Source organism: Synechococcus sp. MIT2312, assembly GCF_059772315.1.
This window is the reverse complement of sequence record NZ_CM186281.1, coordinates 1296047-1317474: the sequence shown is the minus strand read 5'-3', so window position 1 is coordinate 1317474 and position 21428 is coordinate 1296047. Positions and strand designations below refer to the sequence as shown.

At 55.6% G+C, this 21428-nt stretch carries 28 protein-coding genes and 1 tRNA gene; 7 read left to right on the top strand and 22 right to left on the bottom strand.

The features are described from left to right. Positions 1-24: 24 nt before the first annotated feature. A complete protein-coding gene (locus AC6EI9_RS07710) occupies positions 25-561 on the bottom strand; it encodes a phycobiliprotein lyase (RefSeq protein WP_498469884.1) in 537 nt (178 codons plus the stop codon). Positions 562-629: 68 nt separating this feature from the next. Here AC6EI9_RS07710 and AC6EI9_RS07705 point away from each other — a divergent pair, with 68 nt between their 5' ends. After that, positions 630-860, top strand: coding sequence for a hypothetical protein (locus AC6EI9_RS07705; protein WP_498469882.1), 231 nt, complete (start codon positions 630-632; stop codon positions 858-860). A gap of 4 nt (positions 861-864) precedes the next feature. Here AC6EI9_RS07705 and AC6EI9_RS07700 read toward each other — a convergent pair whose 3' ends face one another. From AC6EI9_RS07700 to AC6EI9_RS07665, 8 genes are all read right to left on the bottom strand, one after another. Then, entirely contained in the window at positions 865-1599 is a 735-nt protein-coding gene (locus tag AC6EI9_RS07700) for a phycobilisome rod-core linker polypeptide (protein WP_498469881.1), read from the bottom strand. 83 nt (positions 1600-1682) lie between these two features. Continuing rightward, the gene (locus AC6EI9_RS07695; RefSeq protein WP_498469880.1) at positions 1683-3329 is read right to left on the bottom strand and encodes a phycobilisome rod-core linker polypeptide; all 1647 of its coding nucleotides are present in this window, start codon (positions 3327-3329) and stop codon (positions 1683-1685) included. Between the two features lie 56 nt (positions 3330-3385). Further along, positions 3386-4270 (bottom strand): phycobilisome linker polypeptide, encoded by an 885-nt coding sequence (locus tag AC6EI9_RS07690; protein ID WP_498469969.1) that lies wholly within the window; start codon positions 4268-4270, stop codon positions 3386-3388. 143 nt (positions 4271-4413) lie between these two features. Then, complete coding sequence (locus tag AC6EI9_RS07685; protein ID WP_498469968.1) at positions 4414-5130, bottom strand: pentapeptide repeat-containing protein; 717 nt, start codon at positions 5128-5130, stop codon at positions 4414-4416. A gap of 276 nt (positions 5131-5406) precedes the next feature. Next, positions 5407-6309 carry a phycobilisome rod-core linker polypeptide gene (locus AC6EI9_RS07680; protein ID WP_498469879.1) on the bottom strand — a complete coding sequence of 301 codons (903 nt, stop codon included), beginning with the start codon at positions 6307-6309 and terminating at the stop codon, positions 5407-5409. A 312-nt stretch (positions 6310-6621) separates the two neighbouring features. Continuing rightward, positions 6622-7344 carry a phycobilisome rod-core linker polypeptide gene (locus AC6EI9_RS07675; RefSeq protein ID WP_498469878.1) on the bottom strand — a complete coding sequence of 241 codons (723 nt, stop codon included), beginning with the start codon at positions 7342-7344 and terminating at the stop codon, positions 6622-6624. A 26-nt stretch (positions 7345-7370) separates the two neighbouring features. Next, positions 7371-7997 (bottom strand): bilin-binding protein, encoded by a 627-nt coding sequence (locus AC6EI9_RS07670; protein WP_498469877.1) that lies wholly within the window; start codon positions 7995-7997, stop codon positions 7371-7373. Further along, positions 7994-8440 carry a hypothetical protein gene (locus tag AC6EI9_RS07665; RefSeq protein ID WP_498469875.1) on the bottom strand — a complete coding sequence of 149 codons (447 nt, stop codon included), beginning with the start codon at positions 8438-8440 and terminating at the stop codon, positions 7994-7996. Before AC6EI9_RS07665 ends, AC6EI9_RS07670 begins: the two co-directional genes overlap by 4 nt. A 171-nt stretch (positions 8441-8611) precedes the next feature. On the opposite strand from AC6EI9_RS07665, the gene AC6EI9_RS07660 reads away from it, so the two are divergent. After that, the gene (locus AC6EI9_RS07660; RefSeq protein ID WP_498469874.1) at positions 8612-9091 is read left to right on the top strand and encodes a hypothetical protein; all 480 of its coding nucleotides are present in this window, start codon (positions 8612-8614) and stop codon (positions 9089-9091) included. Positions 9092-9120: 29 nt separating this feature from the next. Here AC6EI9_RS07660 and AC6EI9_RS07655 read toward each other — a convergent pair whose 3' ends face one another. Continuing rightward, positions 9121-9297: a hypothetical protein gene (locus AC6EI9_RS07655; protein ID WP_498469872.1), complete on the bottom strand. Its 177-nt coding sequence runs from the start codon at positions 9295-9297 to the stop codon at positions 9121-9123. Positions 9298-9566: 269 nt separating this feature from the next. Between AC6EI9_RS07655 and AC6EI9_RS07650 the strand changes: the two genes are divergently transcribed. Both AC6EI9_RS07650 and AC6EI9_RS07645 read left to right on the top strand, forming a co-directional pair. Then, positions 9567-10304, top strand: a complete 738-nt coding sequence (locus AC6EI9_RS07650) for a hypothetical protein (RefSeq protein ID WP_498469870.1) — start codon at positions 9567-9569, stop codon at positions 10302-10304. A 200-nt stretch (positions 10305-10504) separates the two neighbouring features. Further along, a complete protein-coding gene (locus tag AC6EI9_RS07645; protein WP_498469869.1) occupies positions 10505-10765 on the top strand; it encodes a hypothetical protein in 261 nt (86 codons plus the stop codon). Positions 10766-11046: 281 nt separating this feature from the next. Here AC6EI9_RS07645 and AC6EI9_RS07640 read toward each other — a convergent pair. The 11 genes from AC6EI9_RS07640 to psbB all read right to left on the bottom strand — a co-directional run bounded on the left by AC6EI9_RS07640 (position 11047) and on the right by psbB (position 19124). Continuing rightward, positions 11047-11119, bottom strand: a tRNA-Phe gene (locus AC6EI9_RS07640). Between the two features lie 25 nt (positions 11120-11144). Then, positions 11145-11792, bottom strand: a complete 648-nt coding sequence (locus tag AC6EI9_RS07635) for a ComF family protein (protein WP_498469867.1) — start codon at positions 11790-11792, stop codon at positions 11145-11147. A 45-nt stretch (positions 11793-11837) separates the two neighbouring features. Then, on the bottom strand, positions 11838-12125 hold the full coding sequence (locus AC6EI9_RS07630) for a DUF2470 domain-containing protein (protein ID WP_498469866.1): 288 nt from the start codon (positions 12123-12125) through the stop codon (positions 11838-11840). 30 nt (positions 12126-12155) lie between these two features. Next, on the bottom strand, positions 12156-12320 hold the full coding sequence (locus tag AC6EI9_RS07625) for a hypothetical protein (protein ID WP_498470162.1): 165 nt from the start codon (positions 12318-12320) through the stop codon (positions 12156-12158). Further along, positions 12313-13563, bottom strand: a complete 1251-nt coding sequence (locus AC6EI9_RS07620; protein ID WP_498469967.1) for an FGGY-family carbohydrate kinase — start codon at positions 13561-13563, stop codon at positions 12313-12315. The genes AC6EI9_RS07625 and AC6EI9_RS07620 overlap by 8 nt, the downstream gene beginning before the upstream one ends. A gap of 4 nt (positions 13564-13567) precedes the next feature. Further along, on the bottom strand, positions 13568-14794 hold the full coding sequence (gene metK, locus AC6EI9_RS07615; RefSeq protein WP_498469966.1) for a methionine adenosyltransferase: 1227 nt from the start codon (positions 14792-14794) through the stop codon (positions 13568-13570). Positions 14795-14834: 40 nt separating this feature from the next. Beyond that, complete coding sequence (locus AC6EI9_RS07610; RefSeq protein WP_498469865.1) at positions 14835-15632, bottom strand: HAD family hydrolase; 798 nt, start codon at positions 15630-15632, stop codon at positions 14835-14837. Positions 15633-15645: 13 nt separating this feature from the next. Further along, entirely contained in the window at positions 15646-16752 is a 1107-nt protein-coding gene (locus tag AC6EI9_RS07605; protein ID WP_186539534.1) for a 30S ribosomal protein S1, read from the bottom strand. A gap of 101 nt (positions 16753-16853) precedes the next feature. Next, a complete protein-coding gene (gene nrdR / locus AC6EI9_RS07600) occupies positions 16854-17330 on the bottom strand; it encodes a transcriptional regulator NrdR (RefSeq protein WP_498469863.1) in 477 nt (158 codons plus the stop codon). 117 nt (positions 17331-17447) lie between these two features. Continuing rightward, positions 17448-17543, bottom strand: a complete 96-nt coding sequence (locus AC6EI9_RS07595; RefSeq protein WP_006042122.1) for a photosystem II reaction center protein T — start codon at positions 17541-17543, stop codon at positions 17448-17450. Between the two features lie 21 nt (positions 17544-17564). Next, positions 17565-19124, bottom strand: a complete 1560-nt coding sequence (gene psbB, locus AC6EI9_RS07590) for a photosystem II chlorophyll-binding protein CP47 (protein WP_498469860.1) — start codon at positions 19122-19124, stop codon at positions 17565-17567. Positions 19125-19384: 260 nt separating this feature from the next. Between psbB and AC6EI9_RS07585 the strand changes: the two genes are divergently transcribed. Both AC6EI9_RS07585 and psbM read left to right on the top strand, forming a co-directional pair. Beyond that, entirely contained in the window at positions 19385-19879 is a 495-nt protein-coding gene (locus tag AC6EI9_RS07585) for a 2Fe-2S iron-sulfur cluster-binding protein (protein WP_498469859.1), read from the top strand. Positions 19880-19937: 58 nt separating this feature from the next. Continuing rightward, positions 19938-20042 carry a photosystem II reaction center protein PsbM gene (gene psbM / locus AC6EI9_RS07580; protein WP_006042119.1) on the top strand — a complete coding sequence of 35 codons (105 nt, stop codon included), beginning with the start codon at positions 19938-19940 and terminating at the stop codon, positions 20040-20042. 30 nt (positions 20043-20072) lie between these two features. On the opposite strand, the gene AC6EI9_RS07575 is transcribed toward psbM, so the two are convergent. Beyond that, positions 20073-20921 carry a universal stress protein gene (locus tag AC6EI9_RS07575; protein WP_498469857.1) on the bottom strand — a complete coding sequence of 283 codons (849 nt, stop codon included), beginning with the start codon at positions 20919-20921 and terminating at the stop codon, positions 20073-20075. A 54-nt stretch (positions 20922-20975) separates the two neighbouring features. Between AC6EI9_RS07575 and AC6EI9_RS07570 the strand changes: the two genes are divergently transcribed. Continuing rightward, the gene (locus AC6EI9_RS07570) at positions 20976-21425 is read left to right on the top strand and encodes an acyl-CoA thioesterase (protein WP_498469856.1); all 450 of its coding nucleotides are present in this window, start codon (positions 20976-20978) and stop codon (positions 21423-21425) included. The last annotated feature ends 3 nt before the right edge of the window (positions 21426-21428 follow it).

The window sequence follows — 21428 nt, the reverse complement described above, 5'->3', positions numbered from 1 at the left end:
GCAGGGGTTTCTTGACTGGAGTGTTTAGGTTGAAATTTTCCGGACTTCAGAGGCAAACGAAGCTTGAAGGATGCCCGATCCAGCCGATGTCTTTAAGACTGAAGATCGACAACGAACATGTTCTGATATGAACCAGATACGTTCTTCAGCGATTGATTGATCATAGTGAGTTTTAAGAATAAACGTGCCGTCGTCAAGAAACCGGTAGTCTGATTCTGCTGCTACAGCTTCGGCGTACCCCACGCTGCGCAAAAGTCTTCCTGATGTCTCATCCTTTGGGATGGGTACAATCAGGCAAGATCCACTTGAGACTTCACTTGGATCGTCAGGTTCCCAGTCACTCTCTGCATTCCATTCCATATAAAACGCAGATCGATACTGACTATCAGATGGCCGAGATGATGATTTAATCAGCTCCGAAATTTTATTATGATCATCGTTGAATGCTTTGATTGATATTTCACTCAGTACATCTTCAAATTGTTGAAATGCAAGAGAATGTCCGCTTCTCATTGAGCGCCATTCTCCGATGCTTTGAGCAACAAACTGCTCAATATCCATCATTAACTTGACCTTGACTGTCGAAACTTTCGGTTTTTTTAGGTAAATTAGCCTGCATCATGTTGACCATGGAGTCAACCATCATTGACATGGCCATGGGAACCGATGACACAGACTTATTGAAAGCTTCGGTTTGGTTGGGGTCAGACCTGGTGGTGTCTCTAAGAATTGGCATTTCAGGGAGTGTCGACGGAGAAACTAAGCTGTCTGTCCTGCTGATTGATGGAATTGAATTGGCGTTCGCTGACGCCAATTCAATTATCTCTGATCTCAGGAAGAATCAGAGCGCAACTCCTTGAAGGGTTAAGCCTTCGAAATAGAAACGATCCGACCTCCTTGGGCTTGAATGCTCCGAAGAGTTGCAGACATGGAGCTCTGGCTCACAACTGATTTCTGCATTACACGACGGTTGGCGCTGACTTGACGACTTGTTGTCCAGAAGATTGAGATTCCATTGGCGTTGCCAACGCTCTTGCGCTTGACAATCGCAGGCGCATTTCCAGTTGAGAGGCTGCTCAGTAGTTTTGATCCATTGCTGGCTGCGTCGTAACCGGCGAAGCCCGCATCAACAGCAATCCCACGTGTGTAATTAATGGTTCGTCCGCCACTGATTGATTCGCTTGAGCGATTGTGTGGGACTCGATCGATTCCAAAGGCAGCTAGATACTCTTCGCTATAGGTGTAGCTTGCAATCTCTGCCTCGTACCCCTCAGTGTTCATGCGGGTGACATGCTCCATCAGTTCTTGCTGATCATGAGGAGGTCTCCCCAGTAAATGTTTGAAATTGAGCTCTACAAATTGATAGGGACTCTTGTCGTCAAGAAATAATTTTTTATAGGTGTCTGACTGTGCAAGGGCTGTCACGAATCCCTGAACCGAAAGATCGCCATTCATAAACAAGGCTTCGAGAGACTTGTTGACGTCAAGCTCCATGAGATGACGGTTGCCGAAAACCTGCTTGTAAATGCTTTGAATGACTTCATCAGCATGGCCCAGATCAGCGTTTGCCTGGGTCGCCAGTGTGGTGGTTTCCGTCATGTCTCAGGTGATTTGGTGATGGGAATTATGAGGCCCTTTGATCATCAAAAGGCCTATTCAGTTAGTCGTTGATGCAAATTTGGCTACATCACTTCGGTGATGGAGACGATTTTTCCACCTCTTGCATGGATGTACTTCATCTGGCTGGACATGTCTTTGCCAGATACCAGATAGGTGTTTCCTGCAGTGCGTTGCCTGGTGCGAGCAGCCTGAGCTGCAACCACAATCCGGAAGCGTTTTTTGGTGGGATCTGGTGCACCAGATTGAGTGCCAGTTCTGTTGATTCTCGTTGTGGTGGAACTCCACCCGCCTGGAACCATTCCTGTTGCCACTGAAGTGACCAACGAAGAACTGGTCAGAACAGTGTCGCTAGCAGCGAACCCTTCGGCCAGCTTGAGATGACGATTGAAGGCAACTTGTGAGCGGCCGTCTTCGGAGAGAATTCGTGCGAATGGCACGGTGTCTTCACCGAATGTGCTCTGGTACTCCTCGCAGTCAACGTAACTGCAAATTTCTGCGTCATAACCTCCCTCAGCAAGAATTCGTGTGTGCTCACTGATTTCTGCTTGGGATTTTGGTGCACGTCCAAGGAAATGCTTGAAGTTCAGTTCGATGAAGCGGTAGGGGGCATTGGTTTCGAAGAAACGCTTTTTGTATTCGGCGGAAAGACCAATCGCTCGCACAAATTCGCGAGTGCTCAGGTAGCCGTCGATGAATTTGCTTTCTGCTGAAACGGATCTTTCGAATTCCATGAGATGAGGGTTGCCCATCACCTGCTTGTATGAGGCGCGAATCAGTGCATTCAGTTGATCTGCACTATCGCCGGGGCAACGTTGGAACGTTTCCTGTTCCCTTTGCCCCAAACCAAAGAACACGTAGGAGTCACCGCGCATCGGCGCGCTGTCGCTGCCGCTGGTGATCCCAGGAGCTTTGCTGGCGATCTGACCACGCGAGAATGCAGTGGAGGGGCGGACTCCAATGGTTTCCGATGGACTGCTGATCCGAGGTGCAATGCCTGACGCCATGCTGCTTGTCAGTGCGCTGCTGCCACCGCGTGCGCTGTCACTTCCAGCAAAGCTCTTTTGCAGCGCTGCCAGCATTGAGAATGCTGATGTGGCTAGATCTGCAGGTGAGCTCCAAGCACGGGCATAAGGAACAATGTCACTGCCGAACACTTCGAGGTATTCCGCAGAGTCGATGATGCTGTCAATCAGAGCAGCGTGGCCGCTTGCGGCCTGCAAGCAGATTTTTTGAGACACCTCAGCCTGAGAATGTGGAGCACGACCCAGCAGATGCTTGAAGTTCAACTCGATTCCACGTTGGGGAGCAACTGCAGAGAAGAAGCGAGACTTGTAAAAGCTTGATTGCGCCAGACCTCGGATGAAGTTCCTGACATCGAGATCGCCGTTGCGCAGTTGAGCTTCCAGTTCAGTGCAGCGCTCAAAATCCATGACGTGCGCGTTGCCGAACACCTGTCGGTAACTGGCAGCAATCACTTCATCCAGTGATGACTGGTCGTCGGGGCTGTAGCACTCCGCTGTAACGCGGTGGGGACAATCCTCATGGCTTCGAGGCCCCACACCGATCCCCATCTGATCGCATGACTGTTTGAGGAATTCGCCAATGGTCAGTGCAGGCTTCTGAGCGTTTTGTCCTTTTCTCTGGAAGCTGACAGGGCTATTCCACTTGGTTTCAGCGCCGAATCCGTTTGAGGTTTGGTTGGTTGCCATGGTTCAGATCTAATGAATGGTTGTTGGGTTGTGGTCGAATCCTTGTTCTGATGTGATCAGGTCACCGGAGTGATGCTTGCGATCTTTCCGCCTTCTCGGTGAATCCTTTTGAATTGCTCTGAAAGCTTGTCGAACGGAACGTAGAAGACGCGATTGCTGCGGGTATAGCGAGAGATGCGCCGGAGATTGTTGGCGCTGTAGCCCGTGACTTCCACGCGGTAGGTCACTCCCTCCTCGCCAGCACCAGCCCCCAGCCGGGTGGGTGCATCCTGCAAATTGGTGGAAGGACGGAAACTCCAGCCAGTGGCCTGGGTGGATGACGGCGGAACCACGGGAAGTGGCAGGTTCTGATAAGCGGCACCGCCAAGTTTGCTGCGGTTGCCAGCCAGATCACCCTTCAGACTGCTGCTGCTGTTCCCACGCAACAACTGGAAGCTCCATGTGAATTCTTGGAGTGTGGTGCAACATTCGGTTTTCCAACCGCGTTGATAGGGGACGGTCCACTCACCGAATGCATTCTGGTAATCAGCTGAATCCAGAAAACTGTCGATATCTGCTTCATATCCATTGCTGTCGAGGCGCTCAGCATGGGTGCGCATTTCCTGGAAGTCTTCAGGAGCTCTCCCGAGAAAGTGGCGGAAGGCAAGCTCGATGTAGCGATAGCGCGCGCAGGTGTCGAAGAAGCGTGTGCGATAGAGCTCGCTTTTGGCGATGCGTCGCACCAGCTCTCGCACGCTGATCTCACCGAGCTTGAATTGCGATTCAGCAATGATTTGGCGCTCGCTTTCCATGACGTAAGCGTTGCCAAGCACCTGCTGATACACCTTGCGGATGATCTGCTCCTTCTTGGCATTGTCGTCGCCAGGGAGCAATTCGAGGGGTGCTTCACTCTCGTCCGAGAAGCGCTCGACCCCCAAAAGCGAGGCAGGACCGAAGGGCATGTAGGTTCTCGCGATATTCGCAGGCCCCATCGTCAGTCAGAACAGCCGAGGGCGAGCGCCTTCTTTATAAAGCTCAATCAAGTGTGTCTAAATATTGCGTGACGTGACAATTCAGTGCTCCTGGAAGGGATCTGAAGCATGCGTCAGTTTTGTTTTGCTGAATCATTTTTGGCTTTCAGCGATTCCAGGCTTGTCCTCGTCGAGCTGCGTGTTAGCGGGTTCCATTGATCCAGTTCAAGAGCTTCCCGGCTCAGCAATGTCTCCAGCTGCTGGTCGAGACCCCGGCAAAGACTGAAGTCAGCTCCTCGAATGGATTCGACGCAGTCAAGCGCTGCAGCTTCCAGGTCTGCACCTCGGAAATCGGCCATATCCAGCTGGCTGGTTCCAAAGCGTGTGCCTCTGCACATCGCACCGCGCAAGTTTGCGTGCCGAAGATCTGCTCCAGCCATGGCCGTTCCATCGAGAATTGCCCCGCTGAGATCGGTTCCACTGAGATAAGCACCCATCAAGACCGCTTTGCGCAGGTCAACGCCTCTTAAATCTGCGTTATTCAGAAAGGCACCATTCAGCTTTGCTCCGGGTCCAACGGCTCCGCTGTTTTGATAATCGAAATTCTCGGGAAACTTGGTATTTGAGTCATATACCGCCAGACGTAGATCCGCCCCTTCCAGGTTGCATTGACTTAAGTCACTGCCACGCAGGTTGCAACGGCAGAGCAAGGCGCCGCTCAGATCACGTTGACCTAAAGCCTGTTGGCTCCAGTCGGAACCACGAGCATCCACACCTGAGCCTTGTGCGTCTTGAGGCGTTTGCGTTTCGGGGGGCGTCCAGTTGCGAAGGTCGATGAATTGAGATGTCAGAGCTCGAGCCTCCTGGATTGCGCTGTAAGGAGGTTACCTCTCCCCCTCCCCGTAATGATATGAATCAAGGCGCACTCAAGGGTGATTGTCATTGAGGTTGAGTTGCTTCTTGCTCGGCTTTTGAGGCTTCTCCAGAACGAAACAAACCATGATTCTTTGCTGAATTGCGCTCTTTTATGGCTTGATGAAGTCATCAAAAAGCACCGACTGGAACAGCCGGTGCTTTTGTACCCAACTCTCCGTTGGGATGGATTTTTGAGGCCTGGAACTCTTTGCTTAAGCCCAGGTTTTAGCATTTTTAGACTGATACATCCGTTGGAATGCACCGCTGTAAGGGTCTTTAACGGCCTTGGAGTAAACGAATCCACTCACGTCGTATCCGGAAACTGATTGAGAAATCCGTCGCGCGTTGCTGAATTCCATCACCAGTTGGCTGCGCGCTTCGATCGTTGTATCCGAGGCGGCGTTGGCTGGAGTGACTCTGGCGAGATTGGTGAACGTGGAGCAATAAGCACCAGCCGCTGAAGTCCAGGCGCGTGGATAGGGAACAGTGTCTGTTCCAAACACTTCCAGATACTCTCCAGAGTGAGTGATTTTGTAGATCAATGCATCAAATCCGCTTTCGGCGATGAGTGTGATCGCTGCACTCACTTCCGCTTGGTTGATGGGAGGTCGTCCAAGCAAATGCTTGTAGTTCAATTCGATGCCGCGAATCGGCGAAACACGACGGAAATATGTCTCTTTGTAGAGGTCTGACTTGGCGAGTCCCGCAACAAAATCCCTCACATTGATTTCGCCGTTGCTGAGTTGCGACTCCAGTTCGGTGCAACGCTGGCTGCCCATGGGGCCAAGGTTGCCGAAAACCTGCTTGTAGCTTGCTGCGATGGCTGTCTCTAGGGCCTCGCTTCCGTTGGCTGCGTAAACGTCGTTGACACTGCTGAAAGGACATTCGCTGTGAAGCCTTGGCCCGATGCCAATGCCCATGGAGGAACACAGGTTTGCTTTGTAGTCCTCAGGTGTTGACGCTGCGCGGCCCTTGCGCGGAATCAAGTTGCCCGTCTCGCATTCCTGGCGATAGAGATTGGTCGCCGTGTTTTGTTGTGTTCTGGAGGAATTCCCTGCGGCGTAAGAGACGCGATTCAGGTTCGTGAAATCACGTGTCGGCTTGATGGCGACCATTACTGATCTCAAAGGAGTACTTGTGACCAGACAGTAATCGCGATTTCAGATGAACTCCCCAGAGCCAGGAGGCTTGCAACAAAATGTTTTCTCGGGCTTTGCGGGTTTCTTGATAATCAGCGATTGGAGGCTTAATAGTTTGTAATCCATGGCGTTTTGTGGCGCATTGATTCTCATCAAATGACGCAGTTTCTCGGTTCGAGTAGCTCTTTGCGCTCAAACTCGTGACATTTCATGAATCCATCATGAGGATGACACGTTCTGGGTGGCCATTTGTGGCTGAAATCGATTCCTGGATCGAGCGCACTTCAATTAGCGAGTGCCATACATTTCTCCGGCCACAATGAGGAGAACTCTGATGATTTCAAAGGCTCCAATGGCGGCCAGGCCAAGCCAGACCTTTTTAGCCCACTCAGGCGTTTTGATATAGGCAGGGACAAGGGTCTCAATCTCAATTCTGGCCTGGAGTTTCTGATCCCATTGTCGATCTCTCCAGTCGCTTCCGTAGCGAGGATATTGCTGGTAGATCGGCATGACTCCGGTTGAGGCTCCTGGAATCACCCGCGAGCGCTGACTCGGAACATCGTCATAGCCAAACGAATCCAGATATTCGCTGCTGTCGAGCACAGCATCAACGAAGCTGCTGAAGCCCTTCTCTGCAATCAGGATTGACCAACTGATTCGCTCGCTTTGTCCATGCACTTCGCGACCGAGAACGCGGCCAACGACCTGGTCGACAAGCCTGTAGTTCGTGCTGCAGGCCACATAGCCTTCTTGGAAGCGCCTTGACAGCAGTAAGCCGCGAATGAAGTCTCTGGTTGTGATGCTTCCATCACGAAACTGGGATTCAAGGTTCACGTCACGATCGCATTTCATGGCGTGAAAGAAGATCTGCCGATACGCCTGCTCGATCTGGAAGCCCCGGTCTTCACGGCTTGGATATGTGGCGCGATTCAGCTCAGACTTCAGGCCACCCTGGTCGCCGACACGGTTGTTCTGGCTTGTCAGCGGGTAGTCGAGCAGCTGAAGCGCCATCCGTAGAAATGCTCAGTCGATGCTGCTTATTTTATGTCTGCTCCACTGTCTTCCCGCTGAGACCCGTCGTGTCTCTTCATCTCCTTGCGAATCATGTTGCCGAGGTGAGATAACGCGTCACCCAGTGTTTCGGTATTGGCTCCAGCTCCGAGTGAGCTGTAAGTGGCCACTGAATGCAGGCGTAGGCGATCAAGAGCCAGCAATAAGCCAGGCACTGGAACGTCGAGCAGTGCGTAAAGCTCCGCCAGGCATTGCATGCCGTCACTGTCCGTGACGTCGCTTCTGCGTAAGGCGGTGCCGTAAATGCTGACTCGTAGAAAATGAAAGCAGTCGCGCCAGCAGGCGTCGGCTCGATCCTGGGGGAACAACTTGCCGCCTGGTTGCACCAGCTGCGGCTGCTCACTCAGAAGATCCGCACGCGCCTGATCAACAAGATCCGGAACCAGTCGTTGAAGCGCAGTCAGTGGAGCGGCTTCAAGGCCTGACCAGCCACAACACACTTGAATCTCTGCGTCGCTGAGTAAGCGTTTGCCTTGATCGGCTTCCTGAATCAGCTCACGCAGGTTCTTCGGAAGGCTGAGATCTCCACTGAGTCCACACACCTTCGAATCCTGTGCAAGTTGTTTGATGCGTTCTGCTGACGCGGAGCTCACGGATGAACAGCCTTGTTTCTGGAAGTGATGGGAAGGATCGGGCATGCGGTCAGCCAGCCATGGCGTTCCAGATAGAACGCCCACGCAATCTCCTGCCCCACTCCTGGGCAGTGATCGGGGATGGCATCGGCAATCGGATCACTCACTCCCAGACTTTTCAGCAGTGTTCCAACATCGGAAGCAGACCTCACTGCCGTGCTGCGGATGGCGGCACCAACAACCCAGGTGAGTTTGGTCGCATCCAACGGGCAGGCGTCGCTTTCGCAGGCGAGCAGCACATTCCCTGGATGCGTCATGGCAGCGAAGGTGTCCTGCCAGAGCTGCAGGTCATCGGGCTTGAGATTCAGCCGCAGGATCTGATCCCCGACCGAATGGAGCTGTTCGTTTTCAGCTCCAACCCCCTCAAGCAACGACATGAGGTTGGCCTGTTGTGATCCATCCATCGCTCAAATCCGGCCACGGGAACTGTATCCGTACTGTCCGGAATCTCAGCTGCCGTTCCTCAGGGATGTCACCAGACGTCGAAGGGGGTGAGGTCGGGTTTCGCTTGCGCCAGGCACTCCTGGACAACCCACGCACGATCGATACGATCGGGCCGCCAACGCTCGTGTCCCATGGCTGCAGCTGAATCCAATGCGCTGATGGTCCAGCAGCTCAGTCGTCAGCTGCATGCAGTCAGTGAGATCGCTGAGTCACTCACGCTGCGGCTGCTGGCCATGGAGGAGCGTTTTGAGCAGTTGCATCTGCATGCTTTGTCTGATGGATCAGATCCTGTGCCAGATGAAGCCAGTCAACAGCTGCTTGATGACAGCGGTGACCGTCTCAGGCATCTTCAAGGATTGCTCGATGAAGAGGCTCCCGGCCAGGTGATCGAACTCGTGACTCCGGTCACCGACGAGATGGCTGCTGTCTGCGTTGATGAAGCCATTTCTGATCGTGAGGACCTCAATGACATTGAAGATGAGCTTGAGCCCTCGCTGAACGAGACGGTTTACGTGGATGACCCGCAGATCGATCCTGCTCATGACGAGGTCAATGATCAGGACGACAATGATCAGGACGATGATGATCAGATTGATCTCCTGAGTGCCTGATCGTTGTGGTTTTAGGTTGCTGCAGCTGCTCACAGCTCCAGTAGGCGGACCCTGAACTGAGCAACCTGGCGCGCTTGTTTTGGTTCTGACTGCACAAAAGGATGGTCGTTCAAATGGTCGATCACTGTTTCGATTTTTTCATCGACTGACTTGTTCTCGAGCTCGCCGCGCCTGAGACACTCTTTCCAGGCGGGATCGAACACCATGGCGAATCCATCAGCGTTGTTGAACTGTCGATCGTCATTAACGGGGATTGGAATCAATGCGCGGTACTGCGAAGTGCCAGGACCAAATGCTGAGCTGTGGGTGATGCGACTATTCACCCGTTAGAACACTCAATTTGGTTGAGCAGTTTCAAAACAACGCTCTTTGGCTGATGCTTGTCTTGCTGCTCCCATACCGCTTCCTTACGCTTGGTTCGGCTTGGCGGTAGGTCCTTCGCCCTCCTGATCGTTGGCGTTGGTACGGGAACTCTATGTCTCGCGCTCTTCCCCAGAACTGGATCGACGGCACTCTGCACAGCCTGAATGTTTTGCGCGATCTGGGTTGGACAGGGGAGATTGTTCACCCCTCTCTATCGGTCTTCCGCCAGAAGCCAAGCGCCAAAAGCAGGAAGACCAAGAATCTTCAATGGCGGTTTCTTCCGGAAAAGGCTGATGATCCGCGTCCTTTCAAGGGAAGAACCAACCGAGGACAAGGCAAGCGTCTGTCGATCGAGGGGACCTGTGGAACCACTGACCCCTGGGAAGCCGCAACCATTGCTGTGGCTGCATCACAGGAGCGGTGGCAAACCCTGCATCAACAGCTGGAGCAGCACAAACGTGAGCAAAGCCAGGCTCTTTCGGTGTATTGGCAGCGCTGGTATTCCCGAGCAGAGCAGCAACGAAGGAACAGTCGTAATCGCTGGTTAAGTGATAAGCGGAACCTGTGGAATGGACCGATCGGTATTGGTCTCCAGCAGTGGGCAACAAGTCAGAGCATTGAGCGAATTTCCAGCAACGACTTTCTGGAGTTTTGGCTCATTGTTCGCAAGCACTGTGAAGCGAAAGGATTCTCTGTGGACGACACCAGGTGTCAATACAAAGTCCTGATCCGTCAACTCTTCAAAGAGGCAAGAGCAGATTTTCCTGCTCTCACTTGCCCGGAATTCCCTGTGATCAAGAAGCAGTCCAGGCAGAGTGGCACCTCTGATCACCTCTCAGCAGATACTTAGGGATTGAGCTAGCGGCCTTTGAAGGGATTGGCCGTCAGACGGCTTCAAGAAGTTTGTGCTGGTTGGGGTGCCGAAATCACACCTATTTTGATGCGTTCTTGGTGTTGTTCCTTTTAGAACCTATGTGCGGTTATTACGGCTGAAATGTACCTTCAGAGCATCGTCCCAGTCCATAACATTTTCATAGTTTTTCCTCGACCATGACTGAAGACAATGCTTCCCAAAACACGCCCACGAAGAAGAAGGGGAAGAAGGGGTGCGCTGGCAACAAGAAGGCGATGCTGGCCTACGGCGTGATTCAGATTTCTGCCACCGTCGTCTCTGCTATTTCACTGGCAGCAATCGCCTTGGGCCTCTGTGCTGTCAAGCAGGAAAGCAAGGCGTTCAATGGTTGTGTGGACGAGGTCATCGCTAATGGCGTGACCAACGCCGAAGCAGTTCGCTTCTGCAACGGCGGCTGATGACTTGGTTTTTGCCAAACGGCCCTCGACCCTGCACTGTGCCTTGACAATGTGATGTATCCCAGAGATACACAACTCTGTGTGCGTCCACGCAGGAGTCGCTGGCTGAATCGGGGTGACACCGAGAGTTGAGCCACGGGGTGGTGCGAGAACCACCTCATTTTTTTCTTCGATTCCCCTTAAAAGAACCGCGCATGGCTATCACCACGCTCGGACATGAAAGAGTTCCGAACGGTGCCACGCCAGGAACCATTCGGTGCTCTTTTGGCGCTTAAGAAAGGTGCCAGGACCCAGATTTGAACTGGGGACACGGCGATTTTCAGTCGCCTGCTCTACCAACTGAGCTATCCCGGCGCGTTGTCTACGCGACCTTTGAATCTTAAATCACGGGGTGGAACTCCCAAGGAGTTCTTGCCAGGCAAAGCACCCCTTGGATGGAGACTCCTGAAGCCTGAAGAGCCTGCTTCGCGGCCAGAACGGTTGCACCTGTTGTCACGATGTCATCCACAAGCCAGACCTGCTGCTGACGGCGCCTCTTCGTCCAGACATGGCTTGTCCACTGGGTGGATTCCTGGTTCAGCCTGAAGCTGCCGGACTGGTTGAGCACTCTCTGTCGACGGTTCAGCCGGTGCTGCCCCACCGTGGGGCGACAACGCTGCAGCAGCTGAAGTGTTGGTCGTTCCAGGCAGCTGCAGATCAGTTCCGGAAGCGGATTCAACCGGCTCTTCGCCTTCCAGCCAGGGATCGGTATCAGCAAACTGTCCTGTGGCAGCTCGCACTGAAGAATCGTGCAAATCGCTTGCAGAGAGCCAATCGTGTGATTCCTGCGCAACGACAGAATCAACTGGCGCATGGCGCCGCTGTACCAAGAGACTGCTCGCCAGGGCAGGGGGCTCTCGCCCTTCACCCCAGATTCTGCAAGCCCCAGGCGTTGTTGGCAGGTCCGGCAGAGACCTGACTGATCAGCTTCTGAAATGGACTGTCGCTTGCAGATCGCGCAACTGGATTCGATCAATAGCTGCGTCAAGCAGCTCTGGATGCAGGTCAGCAAGGCAATGATCTGCGATTGACTTCAGGATTCCCCTTTGTCAGCACCGGCAGGCATGGCTCTCAGCATGGCCACGAGCGTGCGATGTGCGTCCTCGCTGTCGGTGAGCATGTGATCGAAGGGAATGCTGACGGTCTCGCCATTCACCTCGAGAGTCATGGCTTCTGCGGATACTCCTGTCATTGAGGCTGCCGTTGCGGATGTCAGGCCTCCGTAGTGGTGGGCGTAGCGGAGCACAGCATCACTGTGGTCGTCATTCATATGACGACAGATGCGTTCGCTGATGGCTGGAGTAAGCGGTTCGGCGGCCATGGGAAAGATGCAAGGAGTGGAGGAACGAAGTCAGCTAATGCGCTGCCAGAGCAGCAGGGCCAGTCGAAAACCGCTGTACCCCACGTATCCGGCCAACACGACGAACAACCCGATGGCGAGCGCGTCACGGAGTTTGTTTGCCAAAGGCTCATGGAAGCTCAGTCGATTCTCTCCCGGAATGGCTGATTTAGTCATGCTGCTGTTGCAGAGCGCTGAGTGCGAGTCGCGCCACCCCCGCAGCAGGAGGGCTGTAACAACTGCGGATCGGAACACCGATCAATCGTTGCCTCAAACGCCGCCACTGGGGGTTTCTGGCGCCCCCCCCCAGGGTCACCAGGCGTTTGGGCGCGGGTGCTCCGAGTTCAGTGAGCTTGGTCCAGCCCTGGCGTTCAATCTGGCTCAGGCCTTCTAAAAGACCATGTAGATACAGCGCATCACTCACTGGTCGTGGAGTCAGGATTGGTGCAAGATCGGGATCATCCACAGGAAAACGCTCTCCTCGACCGATCAGGGGCAGCAGCTTCAGTCCACTCTCTTGATCAGGGTCGATCTGACGGCTCAGTTCATCGAGGTCGATCCCTGGAAAGCACTGGCGCAGCACTGCTCCTCCGCTGTTGGAGGCTCCCCCTGCAAGCCAGCGACCGCCCACGCGGTGGGTGGACGTCCCTGCACCATCTCGCAAAGGGATGGTGGTGAAGCGCTTGAGCACAAGAGTGCTTCCCAGCACGGTGATGCCTTCATCGTCGGCGGCATCGGCGGTGAGCACTGCCGCATTGGCATCGGTTGTGCCTGCGATCACGAGCATGTCCTTCGACAGCCCCAGCTGTCTGGCTCGGGCGGTGTTCATGATTCCGAGCCTTGAGCCGCTCGGCCGGATCTCCGGAAGTGCCTCTCGCCAGCCCTGTTGTTCAAAAGCATGCGGCCATCGCTGATCGCTGAGCGACCAGCCCAGGCGAAGGTTGTTGCCCTCTTCTCCAAACCTCCAGTCTCCGAGAAGCCAGCCGCTGATCCAGTCAGCCTGGTGACGAAGGATCAGCGGCTGCGAGTGCTGTTGCAGCAGCCTCAGTGCGCGGGCCAAGCTGCCACTGGCGCTCGCCGCTGGCTGGCCTGTCGGCACCAGCTCACGCACCTGATCCAGCTGTTCTGGACAGGCAACGTTGTAGGCCAAAGCCTTTCCCTGAGGTGAGCCTTGTGGATCGCAGGCCACCAAGGTCCCTGATGTTCCATCGACAGCCACAGCCCTCAGCTGGCTGCGCAGCTCGTGTGGAATGGCCTTGATCAGCAGGATGCAGCTTGTCAGCCAGTCATCTGGATTCGCCAGACCTCGGTCGTAGCCGCTGGAATTCGTGTAGAGCAGATCGCGGTGTTCATTCAGAACCGCAACCCGCGCTCCACTGGTGCCCAGATCAATTCCGAGCGCCAGTGCATCGTGCATCAACCGATCAGGCGTTGCGCAGTTCTGCCGCCTTGGCGTCAACGTTCTCCCAGGGAGCCTTCAGGTCATTGCGTCCGAAGTGTCCGTAGGCAGCAGTGTCCTGGTAGAAGCGTCCACCACGCTGCTGCGGCAGGCTGCGCAGTCCGAAGCTTTCAATGATGGCTCCCGGGCGCAGGTCAAAGTGCTCCTGAACCAGGCCTGTCAGCGCATCGTTGGCCAACTGGCTTGTTCCGAAGGATTCAACCAAAATCGACACCGGCTTGGCAACGCCGATGGCATAGCTCAGCTGTACCTCGGCCCTTTCGGCCAGACCAGCTGCAACAAGGCATTTCGCCACGTAACGAGCGGCATAGGCTGCCGAGCGATCCACTTTGGTGGGGTCCTTGCCTGAGAAGGCGCCGCCGCCATGACGGGCATAACCCCCGTAGGTATCCACGATGATCTTGCGACCGGTTAGCCCGGCATCGCCCTGGGGGCCACCGACAACAAACTTTCCGGTCGGGTTGACGAGATATTTGGTTGCTTCGCGACTGGGTTTCAGGGCCAGATCGGCAGTTGCCGGCTCCACGACGTGGGTCCAGAGATCCTCCGTGATGCGCTCTCGGATGCCCTGCTCCTCACTCATGCCTCCCACCTCAGCCGTGTGCTGGGTTGAGATCAGGATCGTGTCGATCGCAACCGGCTTGTCATTCTCATAAACCACACTCACCTGAGTTTTTCCGTCAGGCAAGAGGTAATCGAGAGTGCCGTTGTGACGCACTTCCGCCAGCCTTCTTGCCAGCCTGTGGGCAAGGCTGATGGGCAGCGGCATCAGCTCGGGTGTCTCATTGCACGCATAGCCGAACATGATCCCCTGATCGCCGGCGCCAACCAAATCCAGAGGATCACCAGCGTGGTCATCGGCTTCGTTCACACCCTGAGCGATGTCGGGCGACTGCTGGTCGAGGGCGACCAAGACAGCACAGCTGTTGGCATCAAAGCCACCGGCGCGGGCTCCGCTGTAACCGATCTCCTTGATGACGTTGCGAACAAGATGGATGAAGTCCACTTGTGCCTTGGATGTCACTTCGCCTGTGATCATGCAAAGGCCAGTGTTCACAACTGTTTCGCAGGCCACACGGCTGGTGGGATCCTGCGCGAGGAGGGCGTCGAGTACGGCATCACTGACCTGATCGCAGATTTTGTCGGGATGCCCCTCCGTCACGGATTCGGAGGTAAAAACGTATCGACTCATGGCCATCGGTAATTGCCGGCGACTTTACGAGGTCGACTCCTTAGGCCTTTGACATTGCGTCTGAGGTTGCGGTCAGTTCGCTCCAGTGACTGATCAGATGTTCATGGGCGGTGAGCGTTGGCTCGCGATGCCATCCGGCCACATACCCGATGGTCAGCCCGATCCCTGCCTGTCGTGCCATCAACAGATCGGTGTCGGCATCTCCGATGAGTGCGCAGTTCTCCACGCTCAGGTTCAGCTGTGAGCACAGTCCCTGAACAGCTCCAGGGTCTGGTTTGGCTGGGTGGTGATCAGCACTCCATAGCCCGCTGATGCAGTCGTTGAGTTGGTGCTGTTGGAGAAAGTTCTCAATGCCCTCTGTGGTGTCATTGCTGATCACGGCACAGGTGATTCCAGCTGCAGCCAGCTCTCTGAGAAGCCTTGCTGCATCGGGCAACAAGCCAATCGGGGATCCACCTGGATGCAGCGCTTGTCTGTGGTGATCCACCTGATCAAACACCTCCTGAGCCAGCACCAGTGATTGAGGCCAGCTCAGATTCATCTGACAGAACACCGTTGCGGTGCTCAGCAGGTTGTGATGTCGCGACGCTACGGCCAGCGTGCCGTCAGGGATGACCCCGGCACTGCAGCGTCCGTAGGTTCTCGCCAGCAGATCGCTCAGCTCCCGAAGCTCGCGAGCTGAGGAGCCCCGCGATCTGAATCGGTGCCCTGCTTCTTCAATCCTGGCGTCAGCCAGTTCGATTAAACGCGGCTCGCTATGGGAAAGGGTGCCGTCCTTATCGAACAGCACCCCCTGAACTGAACCGAGCTCGCGGTCCTTGAGTTTGAGATGAGCCATCGGCTCGGCTTCCTCAGATCATCATTGAACCCAGAGGCTCTTCGCCTTCCTCGGCTTGCTCAAGCAACATCTGCTTGTAGCGAGCGGCCATTTCTTCGGCCTTGTCAAACACCTTCTGCGGATCCGTGAGCATGTCACCAGGCTCCGGCTCAAGCGCCTTGGTGGAGAGTGAGATGCGGCCACGCTCGGCGTCGAGATCGATGATCATCACTTTCATCTGATCATTCACGTTGAGCACCGAGTGGGGCGTTTCGATGTGCTCGTGGCTGATTTCAGAGATGTGCAGCAGACCGCTGACACCGCCGATGTCGATGAAGGCGCCGTAAGGCTTGATTCCGCGCACGGTGCCCACAACAACCTCACCCACTTCGAGGCGATTCATCTTGCGTTCGACCAAAGCGCGCCTGTGACTCAGGACCAGACGATTGCGCTCTTCGTCAACCTCAAGGAACTTGAGGGGGAGGAAGTCGGCAACAAGTTCTTCCTTGGGTTTACGGGTGCTGATGTGGGATCCGGGGATGAATCCACGCAGACCTTCCACTCTCACCAGAGCTCCACCTCTGTTGGTGGCAAACACCTCTGAGTAGATGGTGGCGTCTTCCTTCTGCAGCTGGCGGACACGTTCCCAGGCTCGCTGGTATTCGATCCGGCGAATGGAGAGGGAGAGCTGTCCGTCTTCGTTCTCCTCGCTCATGATGAAGAACTCCCGGATTTCCCCGGGTTGCAGCACATCGCTGAGTCCTTCAACGCGATTGATCGACACCTCCTGAAGAGGCATGAATGCAGCGGTTTTTGCTCCGATATCGATCATTGCACCCTTGGATTCCAGGGCGAAAACCGTGCCGTTGACGATGTCTCCGGGCTTGAAGTTGTAGTCGTATTTACTCAGTAAGGCCGCGAATTCATCCAGGGTGAATCCAGCACTGTCCATGTCCCGACTGGTCGCCCGGCTGCTGGGATCGTCAGCAGTGGGGATGTCTTCGGGAATGCCGAGGTCTTCATCGGTCCCGAAGTCGGCTTGGTCAGCTGACCCTTCAGCCACGGCTTCGGTTTCGGATGCGACCGCTTCTGCGGTGTCCACTGCAGATTCCTGGGAAGGATCTGTGGGAGTGACAGTCATGGAACGTTGGCGGTCTGCCTCTAGGACAGAGCGATGGGATCTGAAACAGGCCCGCCGACCTGGCTCAGGCAATTGCCGAGTCTACAGATCGATGACCAAGCTCAGATCGCGGCTGTCAGCTCCGCCTTGGTTGCATTGATGCCTTCCAGGGTGGCTACAAAATCACTCACACCGCTGAACTGGCGATAAACGGATGCAAAGCGGATGTAGGCGACTTCGCTGAGATTTTTCAACTTTTCGAGCACCAGTTCACCGATGTCGCTGCTGGAAACTTCACGGCCGCTGCGCTGTTGAAGGCTGAGTTCCAGCTCTTCAACCATGGTTTCAAGGCGTTCTGGAGGAATTCCAGTTTTCTCGCAGGCTCGACTCAAGCCATGCAGCAATTTGCTCCGACTGAAAGTTTCACGATTGCCATTTCGCTTGATCACTGTGATCGGAACGGTTTCAACCCGTTCGTAGGTGGTGAAACGAAATTCGCAATTGAGGCACTCCCGGCGCCGACGCACACTTCTACCTCCGTCGGCGGCTCTTGATTCGAGCACCCGGCTATCGGTGTTCTGGCAGGAGGGGCACTGCACGCCCTGGTAATTACGTAGATGTATGAATTGTAAGGCTCGCGTCCACCCATGACATCTGTGGCGCGAATTCACGTTTTAGACATAAAAAAAGCCCCGCTCAAAGCGGGGCTGAAATGATCACTTGCCGATCTTCGGAGGATCGCGGAATGCGATCGCGAAGAACAGAGTTGCAATCGCGAGAGTGAGGATGAGGATGTAAGCAAAGCTTTCCATCGGTTAACTCCTAAGGGCTGATCAGCTGAGCGGTGTGCCTGCAGGGGGAACGTAACCCTCTGGCAGTCGGCGAGTGGAACGGTCTCCCAGTTTTTGGAAGAGGCCGAATTCAACTTGTTCGCCGAGGTCGGGATCGATTCCGGCGAACACATCGCGATACAACGTACGGGCTCCGTGCCAGATGTGGCCGAAGAAGAACAGCAGCGCGAATGTGGCATGCCCGAAGGTGAACCATCCACGCGGTGAGCTGCGGAAGGTGCCGTCGGAGCTGTAGGTCTCGCGGTCGAATTCGAATGCTTCTCCCAGCTGTGCTTTGCGGGCCAGTCTCTTCACGTCTGCGGGGTCAGTGAAGGTTTGACCGTCGAGTGCACCACCGAAGACGGATGCCGTAACGCCTTGCTGTTCGAAGGAGTACTTCGCCTCTGCACGACGGAAGGGAATATCAGCCCGGACAATGCCATCGGTGTCTTCAAGAATCACTGGGAAGTTCTCAAAGAAGTTCGGCAGGCGGCGAACTTGAAGTTCGCGCCCGTCCTTGTCGGTGAACGCGATATGGCCAAGCCAGCCTGTTGGCAGGCCATCGCCATTGACCATGGGGCCGACGCGGAACAGACCACCTTTGGCAGGGCTGTTGCCGACGTAGTCATAGAAGGCGAGCTTTTCGGGAATCGAGGCATAAGCCTCAGATTCAGATTGACCTTGATCCATCGCGGTTTGAACGCGACGGTTGATCTCGGTTTTGAAGTAGCTCTGGTCCCACTGATAACGCGTGGGTCCGAACAACTCAATCGGGGTTGCAGCAGCCCCGTACCACATGGTTCCTGCAACCACGAAGGCGGCAAAGAACACAGCAGCGATCGCGCTGGCCAAAACGGTTTCGATGTTGCCCATCCGGAGTGCCTTGTAGAGCCGTTCCGGCGGACGCGTTGTGATGTGGAAAATTCCAGCAATGATGCCGACGATTCCAGCTGCGATGTGGTGGGCAACGATTCCGCCAGGGTTGAATGGATTGAACCCTTCAGGGCCCCATGACGGTTGCACTGGCTCTAGGTGACCCGTGATGCCGTAAGCATCGGAGATCCACATCCCAGGACCGAAGACGCCTGTGAGGTGGAAAGCTCCGAATCCGAAGCAGCCGAGCCCTGCTAGGAGCAGGTGGATGCCGAAAATTTTGGGCAGATCCAGAGCTGGCTCCCCGGTGCGGGGGTCTTGCCAGATCTCAAGATCCCAGAAAGTCCAGTGCCAGATGGCGGCCAGCATGAGCAGGCCGCTGAACACGATGTGAGCAGCTGCGACACCTTCAAAGCTCCAGAAGCCAGGATCCACACCTGTGGCTCCGGTGATGCTCCAGCCACCCCAGCTGTCCGTCACGCCCAGGCGGGCCATGAAGGGCATCACGAACATGCCCTGACGCCACATCGGGTTCAGGACTGGATCGGAGGGGTCGAAGATGGCGAGTTCGTAAAGAGCCATCGAGCCGGCCCAGCCGGCGACGAGGGCAGTGTGCATGAGGTGCACGGCCAGAAGACGGCCTGGGTCGTTAATGACGACGGTGTGCACCCGATACCAGGGCAATCCCATGGGTCAGGTTCGGGGGAACGGAGCTGCCAATGCAGTCAGACTCAGTGATCGTAGGGCGTTCACTTCGATCTACGCGTCAGGCTGTCGTGAGCTGCAATGTGAATTGACAGCGTCGAGGTGATCGAAATTCACGATCCCGCCGCTTTCCTGGCTTCGCTTGTCGTTGCAGCAATCTCCAGCACGGGGTTACAAAACGCAACCTGGGGCTCGTAGTGTCTATGCCCTGGCGTGTCGCAGCGCCCTTCTTCTCAAGAGGTTCAATGCCTGTCATCCGTTTTGTGCGCGAGGGTCGGGATGTGGAGTGTTTCCCGGGTGAAAACCTGCGTGCTGTGGCCGTTCGTGAAGGGATTCAGCTTTACGGGCTGAAAGGGCAGCTCGGTAACTGTGGTGGCTGCGGACAGTGCAGTACCTGCTTTGTGAAGGTTGAAGGTGAGGTGTCCGCCGCCGCGATGAGTCCGAGAACAGCGGTGGAGGAGGCCAAGCTCAGGCGCAGGCCCGAGGAATGGCGACTGGCTTGTCAGTCTCTGGTTGAGCAGTCGGTGGTTGTGGTGACCAAGCCCCAGGCTTCGATGCCTGATCAGAACAAGCGGGTGGCTGCAGCCTTGGCGGCACCGCTGCCCCCCGGACCGTTGGAATGGCCTGGTGCATCCGCCGTTGATGAGGACACGGACGACGAGTTAGTCACTGACCTAACCACACAGACCTTGGAAGTCTCTGCTCAGGGTTCGCCTGCAACGCCCGGTGAAGAGCGCTGATCGGTTCGCGTCAAAGCTTTCCGGACGGTGATACGTTCCAGCAGGTTCTTTCACGTTCATGGAAACCAACGATCTCGGCTTCGTGGCCAGCCTGCTGTTTGTTCTGGTGCCGACCGTCTTCCTGATCATCCTGTTTATTCAGACCAACAGCCGCGAGGGCTGACTTCCCTCGAGGTTTTCAGTTCCCTGTGAATCACCGCTGTTCCGGTTCTCTCACGAGCAGTACCGGTGCAGGGGCATGAACTCGGATGTAGTCGCTCACTGAACCGCCAAGCAGTTTGTCGAGGTCGACCAGTCCTCTCGCCACCAGAGGACGGCGGTCCTGAGAGGCCAGCACGACCAAGTCAGCGTTGACCTTCTCGGCTGCCAGGCACACCCCTTTGCCGATGTCGGAATTGGTCACGTGCAAGGGCTTGAGTTCAACCCCCAGCTTGCGAGCTCTCTGTACGGCGTGGTCGAGGTACGTGTCGCTCTTGCTGGCTGCTCCTCGTGATGGTGTGGGGTCTTGGCGCGCCACATGAACGCCGGTCAGCTGTCCTCCTGGAATCTCGAGCACCATTTCGCAGGCCAGCTTGAGGGCGTCGTCGCCGACTCCCGTGCCATCGATGGTGACCAGAACCCTGTTGATATGGCGGATGTAAAGATCGTCGCGGACCAGCAACATCGGTCGCGTCGACAATTGAAAAACGTACTGACTCGCGCTGTTGGCCAGGATCGACCGGAGCCTGCCAAGACCTCGTGATCCCATCACGATCAGGTCCACATTCAGTTCATCCGCCACATTGAGAACGGTCTGCTTGGCGTCCCCCTGGCGGATGATCGAATTCACATCCTGTGGGTTGAGTCCCAGCCTCTCCACGGATTCAGCCAGAAGGCTGCCTGCGCTTTCCCAGTGCTGTTGCGTTGCTGCCATGGTCTGTTCCGGGACCACATGCAGCAGGTTGATCCTGGCTGCCTGGAAGGCCGGCAGGTCGCGCAGCATGCCGATCATTTCACCGACATGGCCTTTGCCTGAATCGGCGATCAGAAGGTTCTTGAACACGGCGAAGTCTCAGCCTATGCAGCAGCCTATGGCCGATTGGAGTTCCCAGTTCGGATGGTGAATGAGAGCGTTACCAGGCATCCCTGGCGGCTGGTCAAACGAGTGCTTCCGCAGCACACAGACCATGGCGGTGTGATGTGGCATGGCGCGTATGTGGGATGGCTTGAGGAGGCTCGGGTGGAGGCGCTATCCGCCACCGGCTACCCCTATGAAGCGATGGCCTCAGGTGGCCTGGAAATGCCCGTTGTTCAGCTTCAGATCCGCTATCGGGAGGCGCTGATGCTTGGGGATGAGGTGGAGCTGATCAGTGTCTCCTGTGCTCCCAGGGGTGTTCGCTGGCCCTGGTCAACACGTTTTATGAATGGTGGTCTCTGTGTGGCAGAAGCTTCGGTGGAGCTTGCTCTGGTGAGCGTGCATCCGGTCCGAAGGGTTTTGCGTCATCCCCCCGAGGCAGTCGCAGAAGCGTTCAAGGTTCTCGCTGACGGGCCGAAGCCAAGTCATTGATAG

Excerpts from the sequence above, each read along its gene's own strand:
- AC6EI9_RS07710 (WP_498469884.1), bottom strand. The coding sequence starts at position 561 with ATGGATATTGAGCAGTTTGTTGCTCAAAGCATCGGAGAATGGCGCTCA.
- AC6EI9_RS07705 (WP_498469882.1), top strand. The coding sequence starts at position 630 with ATGGAGTCAACCATCATTGACATGGCCATGGGAACCGATGACACAGAC.
- AC6EI9_RS07700 (WP_498469881.1), bottom strand. The coding sequence starts at position 1,599 with ATGACGGAAACCACCACACTGGCGACCCAGGCAAACGCTGATCTGGGC.
- AC6EI9_RS07695 (WP_498469880.1), bottom strand. The coding sequence starts at position 3,329 with ATGGCAACCAACCAAACCTCAAACGGATTCGGCGCTGAAACCAAGTGG.
- AC6EI9_RS07690 (WP_498469969.1), bottom strand. The coding sequence starts at position 4,270 with ATGCCCTTCGGTCCTGCCTCGCTTTTGGGGGTCGAGCGCTTCTCGGAC.
- AC6EI9_RS07680 (WP_498469879.1), bottom strand. The coding sequence starts at position 6,309 with ATGGTCGCCATCAAGCCGACACGTGATTTCACGAACCTGAATCGCGTC.
- AC6EI9_RS07675 (WP_498469878.1), bottom strand. The coding sequence starts at position 7,344 with ATGGCGCTTCAGCTGCTCGACTACCCGCTGACAAGCCAGAACAACCGT.
- AC6EI9_RS07665 (WP_498469875.1), bottom strand. The coding sequence starts at position 8,440 with ATGGATGGATCACAACAGGCCAACCTCATGTCGTTGCTTGAGGGGGTT.
- AC6EI9_RS07660 (WP_498469874.1), top strand. The coding sequence starts at position 8,612 with ATGGCTGCAGCTGAATCCAATGCGCTGATGGTCCAGCAGCTCAGTCGT.
- AC6EI9_RS07655 (WP_498469872.1), bottom strand. The coding sequence starts at position 9,297 with ATGGTGTTCGATCCCGCCTGGAAAGAGTGTCTCAGGCGCGGCGAGCTC.
- AC6EI9_RS07650 (WP_498469870.1), top strand. The coding sequence starts at position 9,567 with ATGTCTCGCGCTCTTCCCCAGAACTGGATCGACGGCACTCTGCACAGC.
- AC6EI9_RS07645 (WP_498469869.1), top strand. The coding sequence starts at position 10,505 with ATGACTGAAGACAATGCTTCCCAAAACACGCCCACGAAGAAGAAGGGG.
- AC6EI9_RS07630 (WP_498469866.1), bottom strand. The coding sequence starts at position 12,125 with ATGGCCGCCGAACCGCTTACTCCAGCCATCAGCGAACGCATCTGTCGT.
- AC6EI9_RS07625 (WP_498470162.1), bottom strand. The coding sequence starts at position 12,320 with ATGACTAAATCAGCCATTCCGGGAGAGAATCGACTGAGCTTCCATGAG.
- metK (WP_498469966.1), bottom strand. The coding sequence starts at position 14,794 with ATGAGTCGATACGTTTTTACCTCCGAATCCGTGACGGAGGGGCATCCC.
- AC6EI9_RS07610 (WP_498469865.1), bottom strand. The coding sequence starts at position 15,632 with ATGGCTCATCTCAAACTCAAGGACCGCGAGCTCGGTTCAGTTCAGGGG.
- AC6EI9_RS07605 (WP_186539534.1), bottom strand. The coding sequence starts at position 16,752 with ATGACTGTCACTCCCACAGATCCTTCCCAGGAATCTGCAGTGGACACC.
- AC6EI9_RS07595 (WP_006042122.1), bottom strand. The coding sequence starts at position 17,543 with ATGGAAAGCTTTGCTTACATCCTCATCCTCACTCTCGCGATTGCAACT.
- psbB (WP_498469860.1), bottom strand. The coding sequence starts at position 19,124 with ATGGGATTGCCCTGGTATCGGGTGCACACCGTCGTCATTAACGACCCA.
- AC6EI9_RS07585 (WP_498469859.1), top strand. The coding sequence starts at position 19,385 with ATGCCTGTCATCCGTTTTGTGCGCGAGGGTCGGGATGTGGAGTGTTTC.
- psbM (WP_006042119.1), top strand. The coding sequence starts at position 19,938 with ATGGAAACCAACGATCTCGGCTTCGTGGCCAGCCTGCTGTTTGTTCTG.
- AC6EI9_RS07570 (WP_498469856.1), top strand. The coding sequence starts at position 20,976 with ATGGTGAATGAGAGCGTTACCAGGCATCCCTGGCGGCTGGTCAAACGA.